This is a genomic window from Streptomyces sp. bgisy130, assembly GCF_057708345.1.
Genome location: NZ_JBYISA010000001.1, coordinates 383,179 through 397,804, shown reverse-complemented (window position 1 = coordinate 397,804; position 14,626 = coordinate 383,179). Strand labels below are relative to the sequence as shown.

14 protein-coding genes are annotated in these 14,626 nt (G+C 71.9%); 9 read left to right on the top strand and 5 right to left on the bottom strand.

What is annotated here, in order from left to right:
- The first annotated feature begins 177 nt into the window (after positions 1 to 177).
- The gene (locus AC3EUV_RS01905) at positions 178 to 981 is read left to right on the top strand and encodes a DeoR/GlpR family DNA-binding transcription regulator (protein ID WP_432140586.1); all 804 of its coding nucleotides are present in this window, start codon (positions 178 to 180) and stop codon (positions 979 to 981) included.
- 453 nt (positions 982 to 1,434) lie between these two features.
- On the opposite strand, the gene AC3EUV_RS01900 is transcribed toward AC3EUV_RS01905, so the two are convergent.
- Positions 1,435 to 2,229: an SDR family oxidoreductase gene (locus AC3EUV_RS01900; RefSeq protein ID WP_432140585.1), complete on the bottom strand. Its 795-nt coding sequence runs from the start codon at positions 2,227 to 2,229 to the stop codon at positions 1,435 to 1,437.
- A gap of 717 nt (positions 2,230 to 2,946) precedes the next feature.
- On the opposite strand from AC3EUV_RS01900, the gene AC3EUV_RS01895 reads away from it, so the two are divergent.
- Both AC3EUV_RS01895 and AC3EUV_RS01890 read left to right on the top strand, forming a co-directional pair.
- Entirely contained in the window at positions 2,947 to 3,549 is a 603-nt protein-coding gene (locus AC3EUV_RS01895) for a TetR/AcrR family transcriptional regulator (RefSeq protein WP_488187946.1), read from the top strand.
- A gap of 168 nt (positions 3,550 to 3,717) precedes the next feature.
- Complete coding sequence (locus AC3EUV_RS01890; RefSeq protein ID WP_432140583.1) at positions 3,718 to 4,029, top strand: hypothetical protein; 312 nt, start codon at positions 3,718 to 3,720, stop codon at positions 4,027 to 4,029.
- A gap of 169 nt (positions 4,030 to 4,198) precedes the next feature.
- Here the strand turns inward: AC3EUV_RS01890 and AC3EUV_RS01885 are convergent, their stop codons facing one another.
- Complete coding sequence (locus AC3EUV_RS01885; protein ID WP_435601965.1) at positions 4,199 to 4,816, bottom strand: TetR/AcrR family transcriptional regulator; 618 nt, start codon at positions 4,814 to 4,816, stop codon at positions 4,199 to 4,201.
- Positions 4,817 to 5,076: 260 nt separating this feature from the next.
- Here AC3EUV_RS01885 and AC3EUV_RS01880 point away from each other — a divergent pair, with 260 nt between their 5' ends.
- On the top strand, positions 5,077 to 6,939 hold the full coding sequence (locus AC3EUV_RS01880) for an FUSC family protein (protein WP_435601964.1): 1,863 nt from the start codon (positions 5,077 to 5,079) through the stop codon (positions 6,937 to 6,939).
- 72 nt (positions 6,940 to 7,011) lie between these two features.
- Positions 7,012 to 7,518, top strand: a complete 507-nt coding sequence (locus AC3EUV_RS01875; RefSeq protein WP_432140580.1) for a MarR family winged helix-turn-helix transcriptional regulator — start codon at positions 7,012 to 7,014, stop codon at positions 7,516 to 7,518.
- A 269-nt stretch (positions 7,519 to 7,787) separates the two neighbouring features.
- On the opposite strand, the gene AC3EUV_RS01870 is transcribed toward AC3EUV_RS01875, so the two are convergent.
- Positions 7,788 to 8,846, bottom strand: coding sequence for a WD40/YVTN/BNR-like repeat-containing protein (locus AC3EUV_RS01870; protein WP_435601963.1), 1,059 nt, complete (start codon positions 8,844 to 8,846; stop codon positions 7,788 to 7,790).
- A gap of 517 nt (positions 8,847 to 9,363) precedes the next feature.
- On the opposite strand from AC3EUV_RS01870, the gene ssgD (AC3EUV_RS01865) reads away from it, so the two are divergent.
- Positions 9,364 to 9,777 (top strand): spore wall synthesis regulator SsgD, encoded by a 414-nt coding sequence (ssgD, locus tag AC3EUV_RS01865; RefSeq protein ID WP_435601962.1) that lies wholly within the window; start codon positions 9,364 to 9,366, stop codon positions 9,775 to 9,777.
- 112 nt (positions 9,778 to 9,889) lie between these two features.
- Here the strand turns inward: ssgD (AC3EUV_RS01865) and AC3EUV_RS01860 are convergent, their stop codons facing one another.
- Entirely contained in the window at positions 9,890 to 10,546 is a 657-nt protein-coding gene (locus tag AC3EUV_RS01860; RefSeq protein WP_435601961.1) for a TetR/AcrR family transcriptional regulator, read from the bottom strand.
- Between the two features lie 136 nt (positions 10,547 to 10,682).
- Between AC3EUV_RS01860 and AC3EUV_RS01855 the strand changes: the two genes are divergently transcribed.
- From AC3EUV_RS01855 to ssgD (AC3EUV_RS01845), 3 genes are all read left to right on the top strand, one after another.
- Positions 10,683 to 11,201 (top strand): PH domain-containing protein, encoded by a 519-nt coding sequence (locus AC3EUV_RS01855; RefSeq protein ID WP_432140576.1) that lies wholly within the window; start codon positions 10,683 to 10,685, stop codon positions 11,199 to 11,201.
- Positions 11,198 to 12,841, top strand: a complete 1,644-nt coding sequence (locus AC3EUV_RS01850; protein ID WP_435601960.1) for a PH domain-containing protein — start codon at positions 11,198 to 11,200, stop codon at positions 12,839 to 12,841. Before AC3EUV_RS01855 ends, AC3EUV_RS01850 begins: the two co-directional genes overlap by 4 nt.
- 390 nt (positions 12,842 to 13,231) lie before the next feature.
- A complete protein-coding gene (gene ssgD, locus AC3EUV_RS01845) occupies positions 13,232 to 13,645 on the top strand; it encodes a spore wall synthesis regulator SsgD (protein ID WP_435601959.1) in 414 nt (137 codons plus the stop codon).
- Positions 13,646 to 13,738: 93 nt separating this feature from the next.
- On the opposite strand, the gene AC3EUV_RS01840 is transcribed toward ssgD (AC3EUV_RS01845), so the two are convergent.
- Positions 13,739 to 14,503 carry a polysaccharide deacetylase family protein gene (locus AC3EUV_RS01840; RefSeq protein ID WP_432140573.1) on the bottom strand — a complete coding sequence of 255 codons (765 nt, stop codon included), beginning with the start codon at positions 14,501 to 14,503 and terminating at the stop codon, positions 13,739 to 13,741.
- Between the last annotated feature and the right edge of the window lie 123 nt (positions 14,504 to 14,626).

Sequence of the window (14,626 nt, the reverse complement as noted above, 5' to 3'; positions counted from 1 at the left end):
GGGCTCATGGCGAGACCATGACGACAGAACCCCTGCGCCGGATTCCGGCATGGTGTCCCACCCGGCCCGCGGCCCCCTGCCTCGGCGGTGTCCGGCGGTCTCGGCGGTGTTCAGCGGTGTCTGCGGGACCTCTACCGCGGGTCACCGTGGTGTGCCGAAACGAATTAGGCTCGCGCCATGAAGCGCCATGAACGGATGAACGCACTGCTCGAGCTGCTCGGGGACCGAGGCCGGGTGGACGTCGAGGAGGCGGCGACCGCGCTGGAGGTTTCGGCCGCCACGATGCGGCGCGACATGGACGCCCTCGCCGAACAGCAACTGCTGACCCGCACCCGGGGCGGGGCGGTCCTCAGTTCGGTGGCGTACGACCTGCCGATCCGCTACAAGCACGCTCACCGGTCGGAGGAGAAGGAGGCGGTGGCGAAAGCCGCGGCGAAGCTGGTCGAGCGGGGTGACGTGGTCGGGCTGAGCGGTGGCACGACGACCACGGCGATCGCCCGGGTGCTCGCCACCCGTCCGGACTTTGCAGAGGCCGGACCACAACCGCACCTGACGATTGTCACCAACTCCCTCAACATCGCGAATGAGCTGGCCGTGCGGCCGCAGATCAAGATCGTGCTCACCGGCGGGGTCGCGCACTCGCGGTCGTTCGAACTGGTGGGCCCGTTCAGTGAGTTGCTGCTTCAGCAGATCTCCATCGACATCGCCTTCATCGGGGCCAACGGCATGGACCCGATGATGGGGGCGACGGTGCACGACGAGGCGGAGGCCCGGGTCAACCGCCTCATGGCCGAGCGTGCCCGGCGTGCCGTCGTCGTCGCGGACTCGTCGAAGATCGGCGAGCGCTGCTTCGCCCGGGTCGGCGACGCGGATGTCTTTGACACATTCATCACGGACAACGGAGCAAAGGAGGCAACCCGCCGCGAATTCACGGACCGGGGCCTGAAGGTGGTGACCGCCCGCCCGCCTGCTAGCGAGTGACACACCGGCCCCGGGCGGCAGGGCAGGCGACGCGGCGGCGTTGCCCGGGGGGCCTTGGCGTGTGGGGCTTCGGGGTGCGGCTTGTGACAGGGCCCCCTGGTCCGCCCGCGCGAGAGGGCCGATCTGCGGCGTCGCAGGGATTCCTCGATGCGCCTGGTGAGGGGCTTCCCCGGTACATCGTGCGGCAGGACTTTCCCGGTGCGTCGCGTGACGGGGCATCCCAGGCCCGCCACGTGACGGGACTCCCACGGGTGCGTGTGGTGGGGCTTCCTCCGTCCGCCGCCTGACTAGGCTTCCGGGCCCGCCGCACGACGAAGCTCCCCTGGCGCGTCGCGGGGAGAGACCTTTCCGTTGGACGCGTCGCGGGGAGCCACTTTTCCGTCCGCCGTGTGACTGGGCTTCGCCCGGGGGCGACGCGTAACCCGGGGCGCAGTCGGGGCTCCTGGTTGGTGGTTACCAGGTGTTGTCTCCTCGGAGAATGGCGTCGGCGCCGCCGTCGAGGAAGATGACCTGGCCGGTGACATGCGTGTTCTCGGGGGAAGTCAGCCAGGCGAGCAGTGGGGCGACCTGTTCGGGGCGGGCGTGGCCGTGCAGGGGCATGGGGATGCCGGCGTCGATGGCCTTACGTGTTGCGGCGTCGGTGAGCATGGGCTCGGTCATGGGGGTCACGGTCGTGCCGGGGGCGACGGCGTTGAGGGGGATACCGGCGGCGGCCCAGTCGTCGGAGATGGCCGTACGGCGGAGCCAGCGGGTGATCGCCTGCTTGGAAGCGCCGTAGATCGCATAACCCTCCCCACGGTCGACGGCGGCCTGGGCGGCGGCCACAGTTGCCTCCTCGTCGCCTGCGAGCGCCGCGTCGACGATGGTCTGGTCGGCCGGGTGGACCGAGGCGACGGACGAGAGGAGTACGGCGCGCGGGTCGGTACCGGCGGCGAGCAGCGGGCGCAGCCCTTCGAGGGTGGCGACGACGCCGAAGTAGTTGACCTGGACGGTGCGGGGGATGAAGTGGGCCAGGCCGGCGCAGGCGATCACGGCGTCGAGTCGGCCGTGGGTCAACTCGTGGGCACGGTTGACCAGTTGGTTACGGCCGTCGGGGGTGGCGAGGTCTGCGGAGATGTCGGTGTCCTTGAGGTCGGCACCGATCACGGTGTGGCCCTGTTCGCGGAGGTGGGCCACGGTGGCATTACCTATGCCGGAGGCGGCTCCGGTGACGAGGTAGGTACGGGGCATGGGCACCGGCGTGGGCATGGTCGGCTCCTTCGCTGACGCGTTCAGGTTGTGGCGATGGTTCGGGTGCGGGTTCTGGTGCGGGTTCTGGTGCGGGCTGTGTTTTGGCTCTCGTTTTGGCTCTGGTTCGGGGCCGGGGTCGGGGTCGGTTATCGCCCGTGGTGCGGGTCGAACCGTTGAACCGTTAATGCGGGTCGGGTGGTTGGGCGGAACTCATGGTTGGCGCGGAACTCATGGCTGGCGCGGAAAGCGTGGTCGGTGCGGACGCGTGGTCGGTGCCGAACGCAGGGCATTCGGTGGGCGGATGGGGGCACCGGTCCGTGTGGCATGCCGGTTCATGGGCATGCGCCGGTCCTTGCGGCGCGCCGGTTCATGGACACGCGGCGCTGCGTGCGGCGCGCCGTTCTGGTCGGTGGACTACTCCGTGCAGCGCGCCGTTCTGGCAGATGGGCAGTTCTGGTCGGTGGACCGCTCCGTGCGGCGGGCCGTTCTCGTCGGGGCAGTGGTCGTCACCCACCCGTCGGTGCGGTGAGCGGGTTGGCATGCGCGTTCGGCGTGGGCGGTCTCGGGGGGCGGGGCGAAAGGGGACATCGGTAGAGCGCCGGCGAAGGGCACGTGGGGGCCGGTGGTCCGGGCGGCACCACCATAGCGATTTTTTGGCATGACGTGCCAGAAAGCTGGTCTGTGACAGAAAATGGCTCCTGATAGACATGGCGGCCGGACGATCAGGAGAGGTGGATGACGGCAGCGCGAGGTAGACCATCGTTGACGGAGCGGCGGCGGCAGGAGACTCGGCTGGAGATCGCCGAGACGGCGGCGGCGTTGTTTTCGGACCAGGGGTACGAGGCGACGACGGTCGAGGACATCGCGTCGGGGGCCGGCATCTCGCTGCGCACCTTCTACCGCTACTGCGCGGCGAAGGAGGACGCGCTGACACCCGTCATGACGTCCAGCGTCGGTGTGCTCGTCGAGGAGCTGGCGAGGCGCCCCGTCGATGAACCGCTGAGCAGCGCAGTGCAGGCGTCGTTCACGTCGTCGGCCGCGGCCCGGCAGCTCGCGGACCGCGAACAGGCCCGCCGGCTGGTGCGGGTCATGGGCACCGTCCCGGCCATTCGGATGCGATGGCTCGCGGCGGGGCGGGAGATGCAGGACCAGCTGGTGCCGGTGCTCGCGGCGCGCAAGGGCGCACCGGAGACCAGCATGGAGGTACGCCTCCTGGCCTGCGCCTTGCTCGACGGCATCAGTGTCGCCATGGAGCACTGGGCCTGGCAGGACGAACCGGAGGACGTGGCGGAGCTGACCCTCCGCGCACTGCACTATCTGCGCATCGACGAGTTGTAGCCCGGCCGGCCCCCCTGTTCCGAAAGGGTTGCCGGTATGTAGCGCTTGTGTCCCTGTGTGGCCCCCGGGGCTGATTTCCATTGGGGAGGTATGGACAATGGGGAATGAACGTGCGAACACGGTAGGAGTTCGCGAGGGGATTCCAAGGTTTTCAACGGGGGAGATCACGTGCGGAAGATCATCGCCATAGCACTGGCCACCGTGGCGTGCAGCGCCTCGCTGACCCTGGCCACCGCCTCGGAAGCGTCCGCCGCGGGCCGCGCGCCGCAGTGCGTCAAGGTGCGGAAGTACTTCAACAAGGGCCACCAGCGCTACGTCCGCCTGTCGAATCTGTGCACGCAGCGGACCTCATGCTTCACCATCGTCGTCCCGCATCACCGCGACCCCCAGGGCCGACTTCCCAAGGGCACGACCAAGGACATCCGCTATGGCACGACCGGGGCGCCGCGGGCCCTGTTCGTGAAGAACACTTCCTGCTGAGCGGCCCACGGTCGAAGGGCCGGGCCGCGGTCGGCAGTCGAAGGACCGTGGAGCAGCCGAAGGACTTGTGGAGCAGCCGAAGGGCCGGAGCGCCGCGGTCGACGGGATCGCGCCCGCCGCCAGGACCGCGATCGCTGCCGGGACCTCGCCCCCCCCAACGAAGAGCGGGTCAGGCGCGTACGGCGATGCCGTCCAGCACCATCGAGAGGTATTGGCGGGCGATCTCCTCGGGGCTGTGCTGCCCGCCCGGCCGGTACCAGCTCGCCGCCACCCAGACGGTGTCGCGGACGAAGCGGTAGGTGAGCCGGATGTCGAGGTCCGCACGGAACGCCCCGTCAGCCACGCCGCGTTCCAGGGTGCCCAGCCATGCCTTCTTGAACTTCTGCTGGGAGTCGGCGAGGTAGCCGAAGCGGGGCTGGGCGGCGAGGTGCTTGGACTCCTTCTGGTAGATGGCGACGGCCGCGCAATGCCGGTCGATCTCCCGGAAGGACTCGGTGACCAGGGCTTCGATGGTCTCCCTGGGGCCGAGACCGGCGGCGAGTACGGCGTCGTAGCCGTCCCACAGCTCGGTCAGGAAGCTGGACAGGATCTCGTCCAGCATCGATTCCTTCGAGTCGAAGTGGTAGTAGAGACTGCCGGCGAGCATGCCGGCTTCGTCCGCGATGCGGCGGACGGTGGTGGCGTTGTAGCCGTGTGCGGCGAAGACCTCCGCCGCGATGGTGAGCAGTTCGCGGCGACGCTCGGGCGAGGCGCTCGCGGTCGTCGTCTTCTTCTTGGCGGCTGGCACCCGGCCATTGTCACCCTCCGCCCCACCCCGCTGGTCGCCCGCTCGTCGATCGCTCGTCGATCGCTTTCCTCCCGCCGGTCGCCGGCCAGCGCCTCCTCTCGTACGCACCTCCCGTTCGCCCACTAGCTGCCGCCCGCCCCGCCCCGACGGAATCCCACTCGTCCACCCCCGCCCTCCCGCTCGCCGGCCGCCCACCCCACCTCCCGCCCGCCACCCGGCTCCTATATTTCACGAGTAAAACACCTTCTAATGTTCCCTCTATGGGAAAGCACGCCGACCCGCCCGGCAAGAGTGCGCATGACGCCCCAGGGGCCGTGGTGCGTGCCCGGCCGCTGTCGGTCAGGGGTGCGGTGCGGCTGCGAGGGCCCGTCGATATCTGGCACAAGCCGGCGTTCAGCGCGCTGGTGGCGCTGGCGGTTCCCGACCTCGCGCTGTATGCGCTGGGGCGGCTGGATCTGATCCTGTACACCTCGGCGGGGGCGATGTGTGCCCTGTATGCGCACGGTCTGCCGTATGCGGCGCGTGCCCGCACGCTGCTGTGGGTGGTGCTCGGCATGGTCGCGAGCCTCGGCGTCGCGCTGACCGCCGCATCGCTGATCGCCTCGACCGCGCTGCTGGTCGTGTGCGCGTCGCTGGTCGCCGCGGTCCACAAGGTCGCCTGTGACGCTACGCGGATCGGCCCGCCGGGCAATCTCATCCTGACCTTTGTCACCGCGTCGGCCTTCTTCGTGCCGCAGCACCTCGGGCAGGTGCCCCAGCACCTGGCGCTGGCACTCGGCACCGGGGCACTCGCCTGGCTGGTCTGCATGGCTCCGGCGCTGATACGGCCGCAGGGGCCCGAGCGGATCGTGGTCGCCCGCGCGCTGGAGGCCGCCGCGCGGCTGCTGCGTACGGAGGCGGGCACCGACGGCGGGGCACCGGACGGGGTGGCGCACGCCCGCCATGCCGCCGGGGCCGGGGTCGCGTACACCCGCCAAGTCACCGCGGCCGAGGTCGCGCACGCCCGCCATGCCGCCGCGGCCGCGGTGAACGCCGCCTGGCACACGCTGTTCCTGGTCCCGATGCGTACCCCGGACACGGCCGCGGCGCGGGCCGGGCTCGAACGGCTGCTGGTACGCGCCGAGTCGGCGTTGGGGAGTACGGAGCACGCCGGCGAGGTGGCCGAGCGGACCGCGCCGTACGAAGCGGGGGCCGAGGCCGATCGGCTCGGTGGCTGGGCGCGTGAACTGCGGGGCGGGCGGCCGTTGCCCGAGGTGGCCTTGTCCGCGGCAGAGGCCGAGGAGCTGGCGGGTGTCGCCGCGGAGGCGCCGGGGCCGCGGAGGCCCGCGCCCGGTCATCCGCGCGGGGTGCGGGCGGTGCTCGCCCGGTTGGCGCCCGGGTCACCGCTGCTGCCCATCGGCGCGCGGGTCGCCGTGGGGTGTGTACTGGCGGGCTGGGCGTCGATGGCTGTCGGGGTCGGGCATCCGTATTGGGCCGTGGTCACGGCGGCCTCCATCTACCAGGCCAACACCACGCTCTCCTGGCAGCGGGCACTTCAGCGCACCCTCGGCAATCTGCTCGGGCTGCTCCTCTACACCGCGCTGCTGCCGCTGATGCACCTCGGACCGCTCGCGATGATCGCGGTCGCGCTGGCCTGTCAGCTCGGCGCGGAGGCCACCATCACCCGCAACTACTGGCTCGGTTCGGTGTGCGTGACCCCGATGGCGCTGCTGCTGACCGAATTCGGCAGTCAGGTGCCAGCGACGACGCTGATCGCCGACCGCTGGCTCGACACCGTCGTGGGGGCGGCGGTGGGTCTGGCCTGCTGCGTTCTGGTCACCAATCGGCGTGCCGCGGACCGTATCGAGGTGGCGCTGGAGCGGGCCGCGGCCGCGGAGGCCGTCGCGTCCCAGCTGCTCGGCGAGGGGCCCGCGACCGGCGTGGACGAGGCCCGGGAACTCGGCTGGGCCCGCGACCGGCTGGCGGGATGTCTGGTCGAGCTCCGGGAGGCGGTGGAGGTCGCGGCCGGTGAGTGGTGGCAGCGGGCCGTTCCGGAGGAACGGATCGCCCACGCCGAACAGCGAGGTCACCGCGCGCTGGCCGGTCTCGTCCGGCGGCTCGCGGCGCCGACACTTGCCGCCTGACCCATGCGCCCGATCGGCACCGTACGGCAGGCACAATTGGGTGCCTATGGCACGGCCGAGAGGAGAGTGCGGGTGACCGAGGACATCGTCGCGGGGGTGCTGCGCCAGTGGCAGCAGGTGCACCCCGGGCTGGACACCGGCCCGATGGCGGTGATCGGGCGGCTCAACCGCTGTTCCGCGCTGCTTCAGCAGGCGGCCGACGCACCGCTGCGGAGGGCCGGACTCACCCGGCCCGAGTTCGACATCCTCGGCACCTTGCGCCGGATGGACCGCGAACTGACCCCCGGGCGGGTGGCCCGTGAGACCTTCGCGTCCGGTGCCGCGGTCACCAAACGCGTACGGCAGTTGGAGGAACGGGGGCTGATCGTCCGCCGCCCCGACGACCGGGACCGCCGCGTCAGCCATCTCTCGCTCTCCGAGGAGGGGCGCGACACCATCGACCGGCTGCTGCCCGAACAGCTGCGGTACGAGGCGTCGCTGCTCGACGGCATCGGTGCCGAGCGGCAGGAGGAACTCTCCACGGGGCTCGGTGAGTTGCTGGTGGTCCTGGAGGGACGGCTCGGCAGCCTGCTGGACTGAGGCCGACGGGCGGCGGGGCGGGCGACCGGCGGCCAGCGGCCGGGGCAAGCGGCGGGCGGACGGCCGGGGCAGACGGCGGGCGGCGGGGCGGCCAGCAGCGGGCAGCGGGCCACGCGTTCCCGCTGGGCCCGGAGGCCACCCCCGCCCGGCGGGCGCCTGACCGAAGCACCCGCCCCCTCCCCGCCACGAATCGCCCGGCACCCGAACCGCCCCACGCCACCGAATCGCTACCGCCCCGCGACCGCCCCGGCCCCACCTCACCCCCGCCCTCACCACTCCAGCCGGGCGATCCTCCCCTTCTCGCCCGCGGCCCAACAGCCCAGGTCGGGGGCGCAGTCGACGGTGTCGTACGAGCCGGTGTCGAAGGTGTGCCAGGTGTGGCCGCCGTCGAGTGTCAGATCGCTGCCGGTCGGGCCGACCGCCAGGGCGAGGCGGCGGGAGTGCGGGAGCCAGGCGGCGCCGGAGCGGTACGCCTTCGGGGGTGCGGCGGCCGGTGTCCAGGTGGCGCCGGCGTCGTCGCTGACCGCGGCGGCGTGCGGTGAGGGCTGGTCGGGGCGGTAGTCGCCGCCGACCGCGAGGGCGTGGCCGCGGTCGCGGACGGCGAGCGCGAAGATGCCGCGCGCCGGGTCGCCCGCGGGCAGCGGGGTATCGGTGGCCGTCCAGGTACGGCCGCGGTCGGCGGTGTGCAGGACGCGGGCGGTGGCCGCACCACCGGTCGCGATCCAGGCGTCACGGCTGCCGGAGGAGACCAGGCACTGGCCACTGGCAGCGAACGCTGCCTCGCCCTGCTGGGCCGGTGGCATACCGTCCGACGGCAGTACCCGCCAACTGCGGCCGCCGTCCCCGGTGGACAGGATGCGGTACCTGCCGTCAACGGGGTCGCTGAGCGCGATGCCGTGCCGTCGGTCGAAGAAGGTCAGGCAGTCGTAGAAGGCCCGGGGGTCGGGGTTGCGGAAGCTTTCGGTCCAGGTGGCGCCGGCGTCCTCGGTACGGAAGACGCGCGAGGCCGCGCCCTCGCCGATCGCGAGGACCACCGCGCGGCGCGCATCGAGCGCCTCGATGTCGCGGAACTCCAGTCCCCCGGCATCGGGTGGGGAGATGGTGCGCCAGTGCTTGCCGCCGTCCTGGGTGCGCAGCACGGTGCCGGCCGTGCCGGCGGCCCAGGCGGTCGTACGGCTGACGGCGGCCAGGCCGCGGAAGCGGGCGGTGCTGCCGCTGTCCTTGAGCCGCCAGCCGGCGTGCGGGGTGGTGAGCGAGGCCGCCGTCAGCGGATCAGGGGCCGGGGCGTGCGCCGTGCCGTAGGAGGCCGGGGAAGGGGTCGCGTCCATGGGGGCGTTCGCCGGCCGGGCCACGGCCACGGCGCCGGCCGCGAGCGTGGCGAGGGCCGCCGCACCGGCCGTGAGGGCCGCCCGGCGTCCGGCACCGCGTCGACGCGCACCCCGGCCCTTCCTCTGATCCGATCCCAGACACAACAAACGTCCCGTGTGCCGCATTTCGCCCCACCCCGCTCTGGTTTTGGGCTGGAAGCTAGCCCAGCCCGACCGCCCCGTCCAGACCGCCGCCCCGCGCTGCTGGTGACCTTCCCCGTCACTGCCCGCACCCACCGGTGAGCCCTCGGTGGCCGTGGGGCCGCAGTCGAGGCATGCCGCTACGCCTGACGGCACGTCAAGTTGAGCCCAAGAGGGCCGGTCATGGGTCCCGGGCGGCCAACAAAGAGGGCAAATACGTACATCCGAAGGCCCGTGATGCAGGTCACGTAGGAATCCAATGCACCTGGCGCGATGACCCGTGCGTCTTAGTGGTCGAAGAATCAAATGAACCGCACCGAACACAAGGGAGCCGGCGATGTCCAGCGTCATCGACCAAGCCGTTCAGGCCCGTCTCATCGCGACCGCTCCCCGGTCGCAGGTGATCCCGGCGAGCCTGCGATACGACCGCGCCGACCCCTTCGCGGTGCGGTTGGTCTTTCCGCCCGCCGCTTCGCTGGACGGGGCGGAGGTGACCTGGACGTTCGGGCGCGAACTGCTGGAGGAGGGCCTGTGCGGACCCGCCGGGGCGGGCGACGTCCAGATCTGGCCGTACGACGCCGATGCCGTGGTGGTGGAGTTCCACGCCGCCGGCGGTATGGCGGTGGTGCAGTTCGAGACGCAGGAGCTGAGAGCGTTTCTGACGCGGTCGTACGAGCTTGTCGCGCAGGGCGAGGAGGCGCGGCACCTGGACGTCGAGGCCGATCTCGCCGCCCTGTTGCGGGAGGCGTAAACCACATCTGTCGGCAGCCACACCCTGCCGGCAACCGCACCCCGCCGACGCCGGAGCTCGATCGGAGTTCCGGCCCCACACCACTTCACCCCGCTCCCCCGCCCGGCCGGCTTCACTGCACGCCCCCCGCAGCCTTCACCGCCCGCGCCGCCCCGGCTTCCGCCGTCCGCTCCGCTCCGAAGAGATTCGCCAGTTGCAGGTCCAGCAGCCGTAGGGCGGTCTCGGGGCTGTGCACCTCCAGCAGGACGTAGGTGGCGAGCCCGTCGGCCGCGCTGATCAGCAGCATCGCCTCGTCCTCGTTGGCGCGCTCCGGCGGCAGTTCGCCGCGGTCCGCGGCCAGCCGCAGCTGGTCGGCGAAGAAGGCGCGGAGCCGGGGGATGCCGTCCTCGGCCTCGGCACGCAGGGCCCCGTCATGGACGGCGCGGGCGTAGTACGCGGCGCTGACCAGCAGCCCGATCCGGCTCCTGTCGTCCAGCGGCAGCATGCCCGACAGACAGGCACGCAGCACCTCCCGGGGCGTCGGCTCCTCGGTCAGCGCCTCGATGCGCTCCCTGATCCGGTCCCCGGCAAGCCGGTTGATGTACCGGAGGGCGAAGAGCAGCATCTCGTCCCTGGTGCGGAAGTAGTGCTGTAGCCGGCCGAGCGAGATACCGGCCTCCGCGGCGACATCGCGCAGACTCGCCCCGTCCAGGCCACGGGTGCCGGCGATCCGGCACAGCGCCTCGGAGATCTCCTGGCGTCTGGCTTCGTGGTCCACCTTCTTGGGCACGGATGACCTCCCTCGTACGGTGCGCGGTTCCTCGCGCGCGGGGTCGCTTCCGGGGACCGGGCCCGCTTTTACAAGTCGCTTGTACCGTTATAACGTATCGCTACTCAATACGCTTGACTTGGAAACCGGTGACCCCATGCCCGAGCACGCCGCCCCGCTGCTTCGACCACCCCGCCACCGCGTCGATCCCCGGGCCCGCCGCTGGTGGACGCTCCAGGCGCTGCTGACGCTCAGCGGCCCGATGCTGCTCACCGCGCTCACCATGGCGGTGCTGTCCCTGCTCTTCTTCCCGGGCGCGCTGCCCTGGCTCGGCCCGTTGCTGCTGGTCGTGCTGGTGCTGCCGGCCCTCGGCTATCTCCTGGTGATGCCGCGGTGGCGGTATGCGGTGCACGCCTGGGAGCTGGGCGGCCAGGCGGTCTACGCGGCGGGCGGCTGGTTCTGGCAGAAGCGGCGGATCGCGCCGCTGAGCCGGGTACAGACCGTGGACACCGCGCGCGGGCCGCTCCAGCGGCGGTACGGGCTGGCGACGGTGACCGTCACCACCGCCTCGACCGCGGGCGACATCAAGATCGCCGGGCTGTCCGACGCGGACGCCGAGGAGCTCTCCCAGCGGATCAGCGAGGCCGCGCAGGACGTGCCGGGTGATGCCGCATGAGCACGCCACGGGAGCCCGGCGCGCCCGGAGCCGACCCCGGCGCGTCCGCCGGGTCCGGGCCCGCCGACCCGCCCGGCGCCCCCTTGGAGGAGACGCCGTGGCGGCGGCTGGACCCGCGCACCCTTCTGGTGCACTGCGGCTGGATGGCGGCACCGTTCGGTTCGCTGGCGCTGACGGCGCTGGCCACCGGGGGCCGGATCAGCATCGAAGCCTGGATCACGCTCGCCGCCCTCACCGCCTCGTTCGCCGTCCTCACCACGCTCGGCCTGATCCGGTGGGCGCGTACGGACTTCCGTATCACCATGCCCCGGCCCGGCAGCGGACCGGGCGGCGCCTCCCCCACCTTCGATGTGCGCAGCGGGCTGCTGACCCGGCGGCTGCGCAGTGTGCCGCTGCACCGGATACGCACCGTCGATCTGACCGCGACACCGATCCACCGGGTGCTGGGCGTCACCGTGTTGCGAGCCGGTACGGCCGGCTCGGGGGACGGCAGCAGCGAGCTGTCCCTGGAGGCGCTCGCGGTCCCCGAAGCGGAACGGCTGCGCACGGAGCTGCTCGCCTACGCCGATGCCGAGGCGGTCGCGAACGACCCGGTGGTGGCCCGGATCAGCTGGCGCTGGCTGCGCTATGCGCCGCTCACCTTCTGGGTCATCGGCGGGGTCTTCGTGGTGGCCGGGGGCGCCTACCGGGCCCTGGACGGCATCGGCATCGAGCCCTGGAAAATCGGCCTCGTCCAGCAGGCTTTCACCGAATTCGGTGCCAGTGCGCTCTGGCTGACGATCCCGGCGGCGCTGCTGGTCATCCTCGCCCTCGGTTCGGTCGGCGCGGTCGTCCTGTACGTCGAGAACTGGTGGAGCTACTGCCTGGAGTGGACCGACTCGCGCACGCTCCGGGTGCGCCGCGGGCTGCTCACCACCCGCGCGGTCACCATCGAACGGGCCCGGCTGCGCGGCGTGGTGCTGCGCGAACCGCTGCTGCTGCGGGCCGGCGGCGGCGCGCTGGTGCGCGCGGTGGCGGGCGGGCTGGGCAACCGCGAGGAGAACCGCAAGCGCAGCGGGCTGCTGCCGCCGGCGCCCCGCGCGGAGGCACTGCGGGTGGCGGGTGGCACCCTGCGCTCACCCTTCCCCGGCAGCGCGGCGCCCGCGGCGCTGACCCCGCACCCCCGGGTCGCGCTGCGCCGGCGGCGGGTGCGCGGTCTGCTGTTCGTGGTCCTGCCGGGCACCGCCGTTCTCGCCGGTCTCGGCGCGGCGTTCACGCCCGTCCTGCTGCACTGCGCCTGGATCTACGCGCTGGTCACCACGGCGCTGTCGCTGTGGCTGGCCCGGGACGCTTACCGCAATCTGGGGCACGGTCTGGACGGCCGGTATCTGGTCGCCCGCTCGGGAACCTTCAGCCGCGACACCGTCGCCCTCCAGCGCGATGCCATCGCCGCCTGGACGTTCTCGACCTCGCCGTTCACCCGCCGGGCCGGGCTCGTCACGCTCACCGCGGCGGTCGCGGCGGGCGAGGACGGCTACCGCATCCCGGACCTCCCGGCCACCGACGCCCCCGGCTTCGCCATGACGGCGGCCCCGGGAATCCTGGACGAGTTCCTGGTGCACCCCGGACCGGCTCCTGTGCCGGGACAGCGGTCGCGGTAGCGGCAGGGCCGTCGCCAGGAGAACGGGCGGTTTTTCAGGGGCAGTTGGGTGGTGGTGCGGCTGCCGCCGCCACGAGAGCCGGCACAGGGCGGCGGTAGCCCCACACGGCAGCCGGCGCCTACGACGGCGGCCCGTCCCCCGACGGCGGGCCGCCGCTCGCGCCGGACCGGGGCGGGAGCCGCCCCGCAACTTCGGGCGGCAGCCGGGGCATCCGGCCCACTCCCGCCCGGAGGCGCCGTGACCTGCACACACGCCTCGACGCTGCACGAAACCACCACCGCCGCAACATGAGATACCTCACACCCATGTCGCGTGCACGACGAGGCTGGGCACACCGTCCTACTGGACGAGCCTTTGCCCATGATCCGACAGCCGTGAGGGAGCAGCGCGATGGACCCCGTCATCGACCAAGCCGTCCAGGTCCGCCTCATCGCCACCACCCCCGGCCCGCACGCGGTACCCGCGGTGCTGCACTATCAGCCCGCCGATCCGCTGGCCGTACGGATGTCCTTCCCGCCGGAGATCTCGCTGGACGGCTCGGCGGTGGACTGGGCGTTCGCCCGCGAACTGCTCGACGAGGGGCTGCGGGTGCCGGCCGGGCGGGGTGATGTGCGGGTGCTGCCGTCCGGGCCGGACCGCACGGTGATGGAGTTCCACGCGGACGAGGGCATCGCCATGGTCCAGTTGCGGACCGAGGACGTACGGCAGTTCCTCGCCCGCTCCTACGCGGCCGTGCCCGCCGGCGCCGAGCCGGTGCACCTCGGTCTGGAGCGCGGCCTCGCGGAGTTGTTCGGCGCGGCATAGGCGGCATGGGGCGGTGCGAGGGGCGGCGGCACCGTCGCCCCCCAAACGTCAATCAGGGCGGCCCGGAGGCCGCCCTGATCCATACGGCACGCATCAGCGCTTCGGGAACCCGAATCCGTAACCCTGCTGCTTCATCCACGGCAGCAGCCGCTTCAGCGATTCGACGGTCCGGGAGCGGTCGCCGCCGCCGTCGTGGAACAGGACCGTCGGGCCGTTGGAGAGTTCATTGCGCACCGTGTTGTCGATCATGTCGACGGTGCCGCCCTCGAAGTCCTTGCTGTCGACGTTCCAGCCGAGCGGGCGCATGCCGTGGTCCGCGGCGAGCTTGCGGCTGTAGGGCGTGAAGGCGCCGCCGGGGGCGCGGTAGTACTCGACCTGGGTGCCGCCTGCCGCGTTCTCGATCATCTGCTGCGCGTCGAGTATCTGCCGCGACTGGAAGCTCTCCGGCTTGTGATTCATGGTGGTGTCGTGGTCGATGGTGTGGTCGCAGAGCTTGTGCCCCGCGGCCACCACCTGCTTGACCAGGTCGGGGTGTGCCTTGGCCTGCGGGCCGATCATGCAGAAGACCGCTTTGACGTTCTGCTGCTTGAGGACGTCCAGCACCTGCGGGGTCCAGGTCGGGTCCGGGCCGTCGTCGATGGTGATGTTCAGGCTGCGGCCGGGACGGTCCGAGGCGTGCACGATGGAGGGGTCGACCGGTGCGGCCCGGGGCGCCTTCTTGGGTTGCTTGGCGGCGTCCGCCGCGCTGGAGTCCGTACCGGCTCCGGAGAAGACGAGCGTCCCCGCGACGCCGAGTGCCACGACAGCCGCCGCGGCCACCCCGATGATGCCGCTCTCTTTACCGAAGCCCCGTGCCATCCCGATCCCGTCCCTCTTACCCTGCGCGTCTGCGGTCCGACGGCGGTGGGTGCTGCATCCGCACCGCCCTGCACCACGGAAGATGCGTCAGAGATCGAGGAGGCTGCTCCTGTTACCGATCCA

Bases quoted from the DNA above. Each gene is read 5' to 3' on its own strand.
- AC3EUV_RS01905 (WP_432140586.1), top strand. From the start codon at position 178: ATGAAGCGCCATGAACGGATGAACGCACTGCTCGAGCTGCTCGGGGAC.
- AC3EUV_RS01900 (WP_432140585.1), bottom strand. From the start codon at position 2,229: ATGCCCACGCCGGTGCCCATGCCCCGTACCTACCTCGTCACCGGAGCC.
- AC3EUV_RS01895 (WP_488187946.1), top strand. From the start codon at position 2,947: ATGACGGCAGCGCGAGGTAGACCATCGTTGACGGAGCGGCGGCGGCAG.
- AC3EUV_RS01880 (WP_435601964.1), top strand. From the start codon at position 5,077: ATGGGAAAGCACGCCGACCCGCCCGGCAAGAGTGCGCATGACGCCCCA.
- AC3EUV_RS01870 (WP_435601963.1), bottom strand. From the start codon at position 8,846: ATGGACGCGACCCCTTCCCCGGCCTCCTACGGCACGGCGCACGCCCCG.
- ssgD (WP_435601962.1), top strand. From the start codon at position 9,364: ATGTCCAGCGTCATCGACCAAGCCGTTCAGGCCCGTCTCATCGCGACC.
- AC3EUV_RS01855 (WP_432140576.1), top strand. From the start codon at position 10,683: ATGCCCGAGCACGCCGCCCCGCTGCTTCGACCACCCCGCCACCGCGTC.
- AC3EUV_RS01850 (WP_435601960.1), top strand. From the start codon at position 11,198: ATGAGCACGCCACGGGAGCCCGGCGCGCCCGGAGCCGACCCCGGCGCG.
- ssgD (WP_435601959.1), top strand. From the start codon at position 13,232: ATGGACCCCGTCATCGACCAAGCCGTCCAGGTCCGCCTCATCGCCACC.
- AC3EUV_RS01840 (WP_432140573.1), bottom strand. From the start codon at position 14,503: ATGGCACGGGGCTTCGGTAAAGAGAGCGGCATCATCGGGGTGGCCGCG.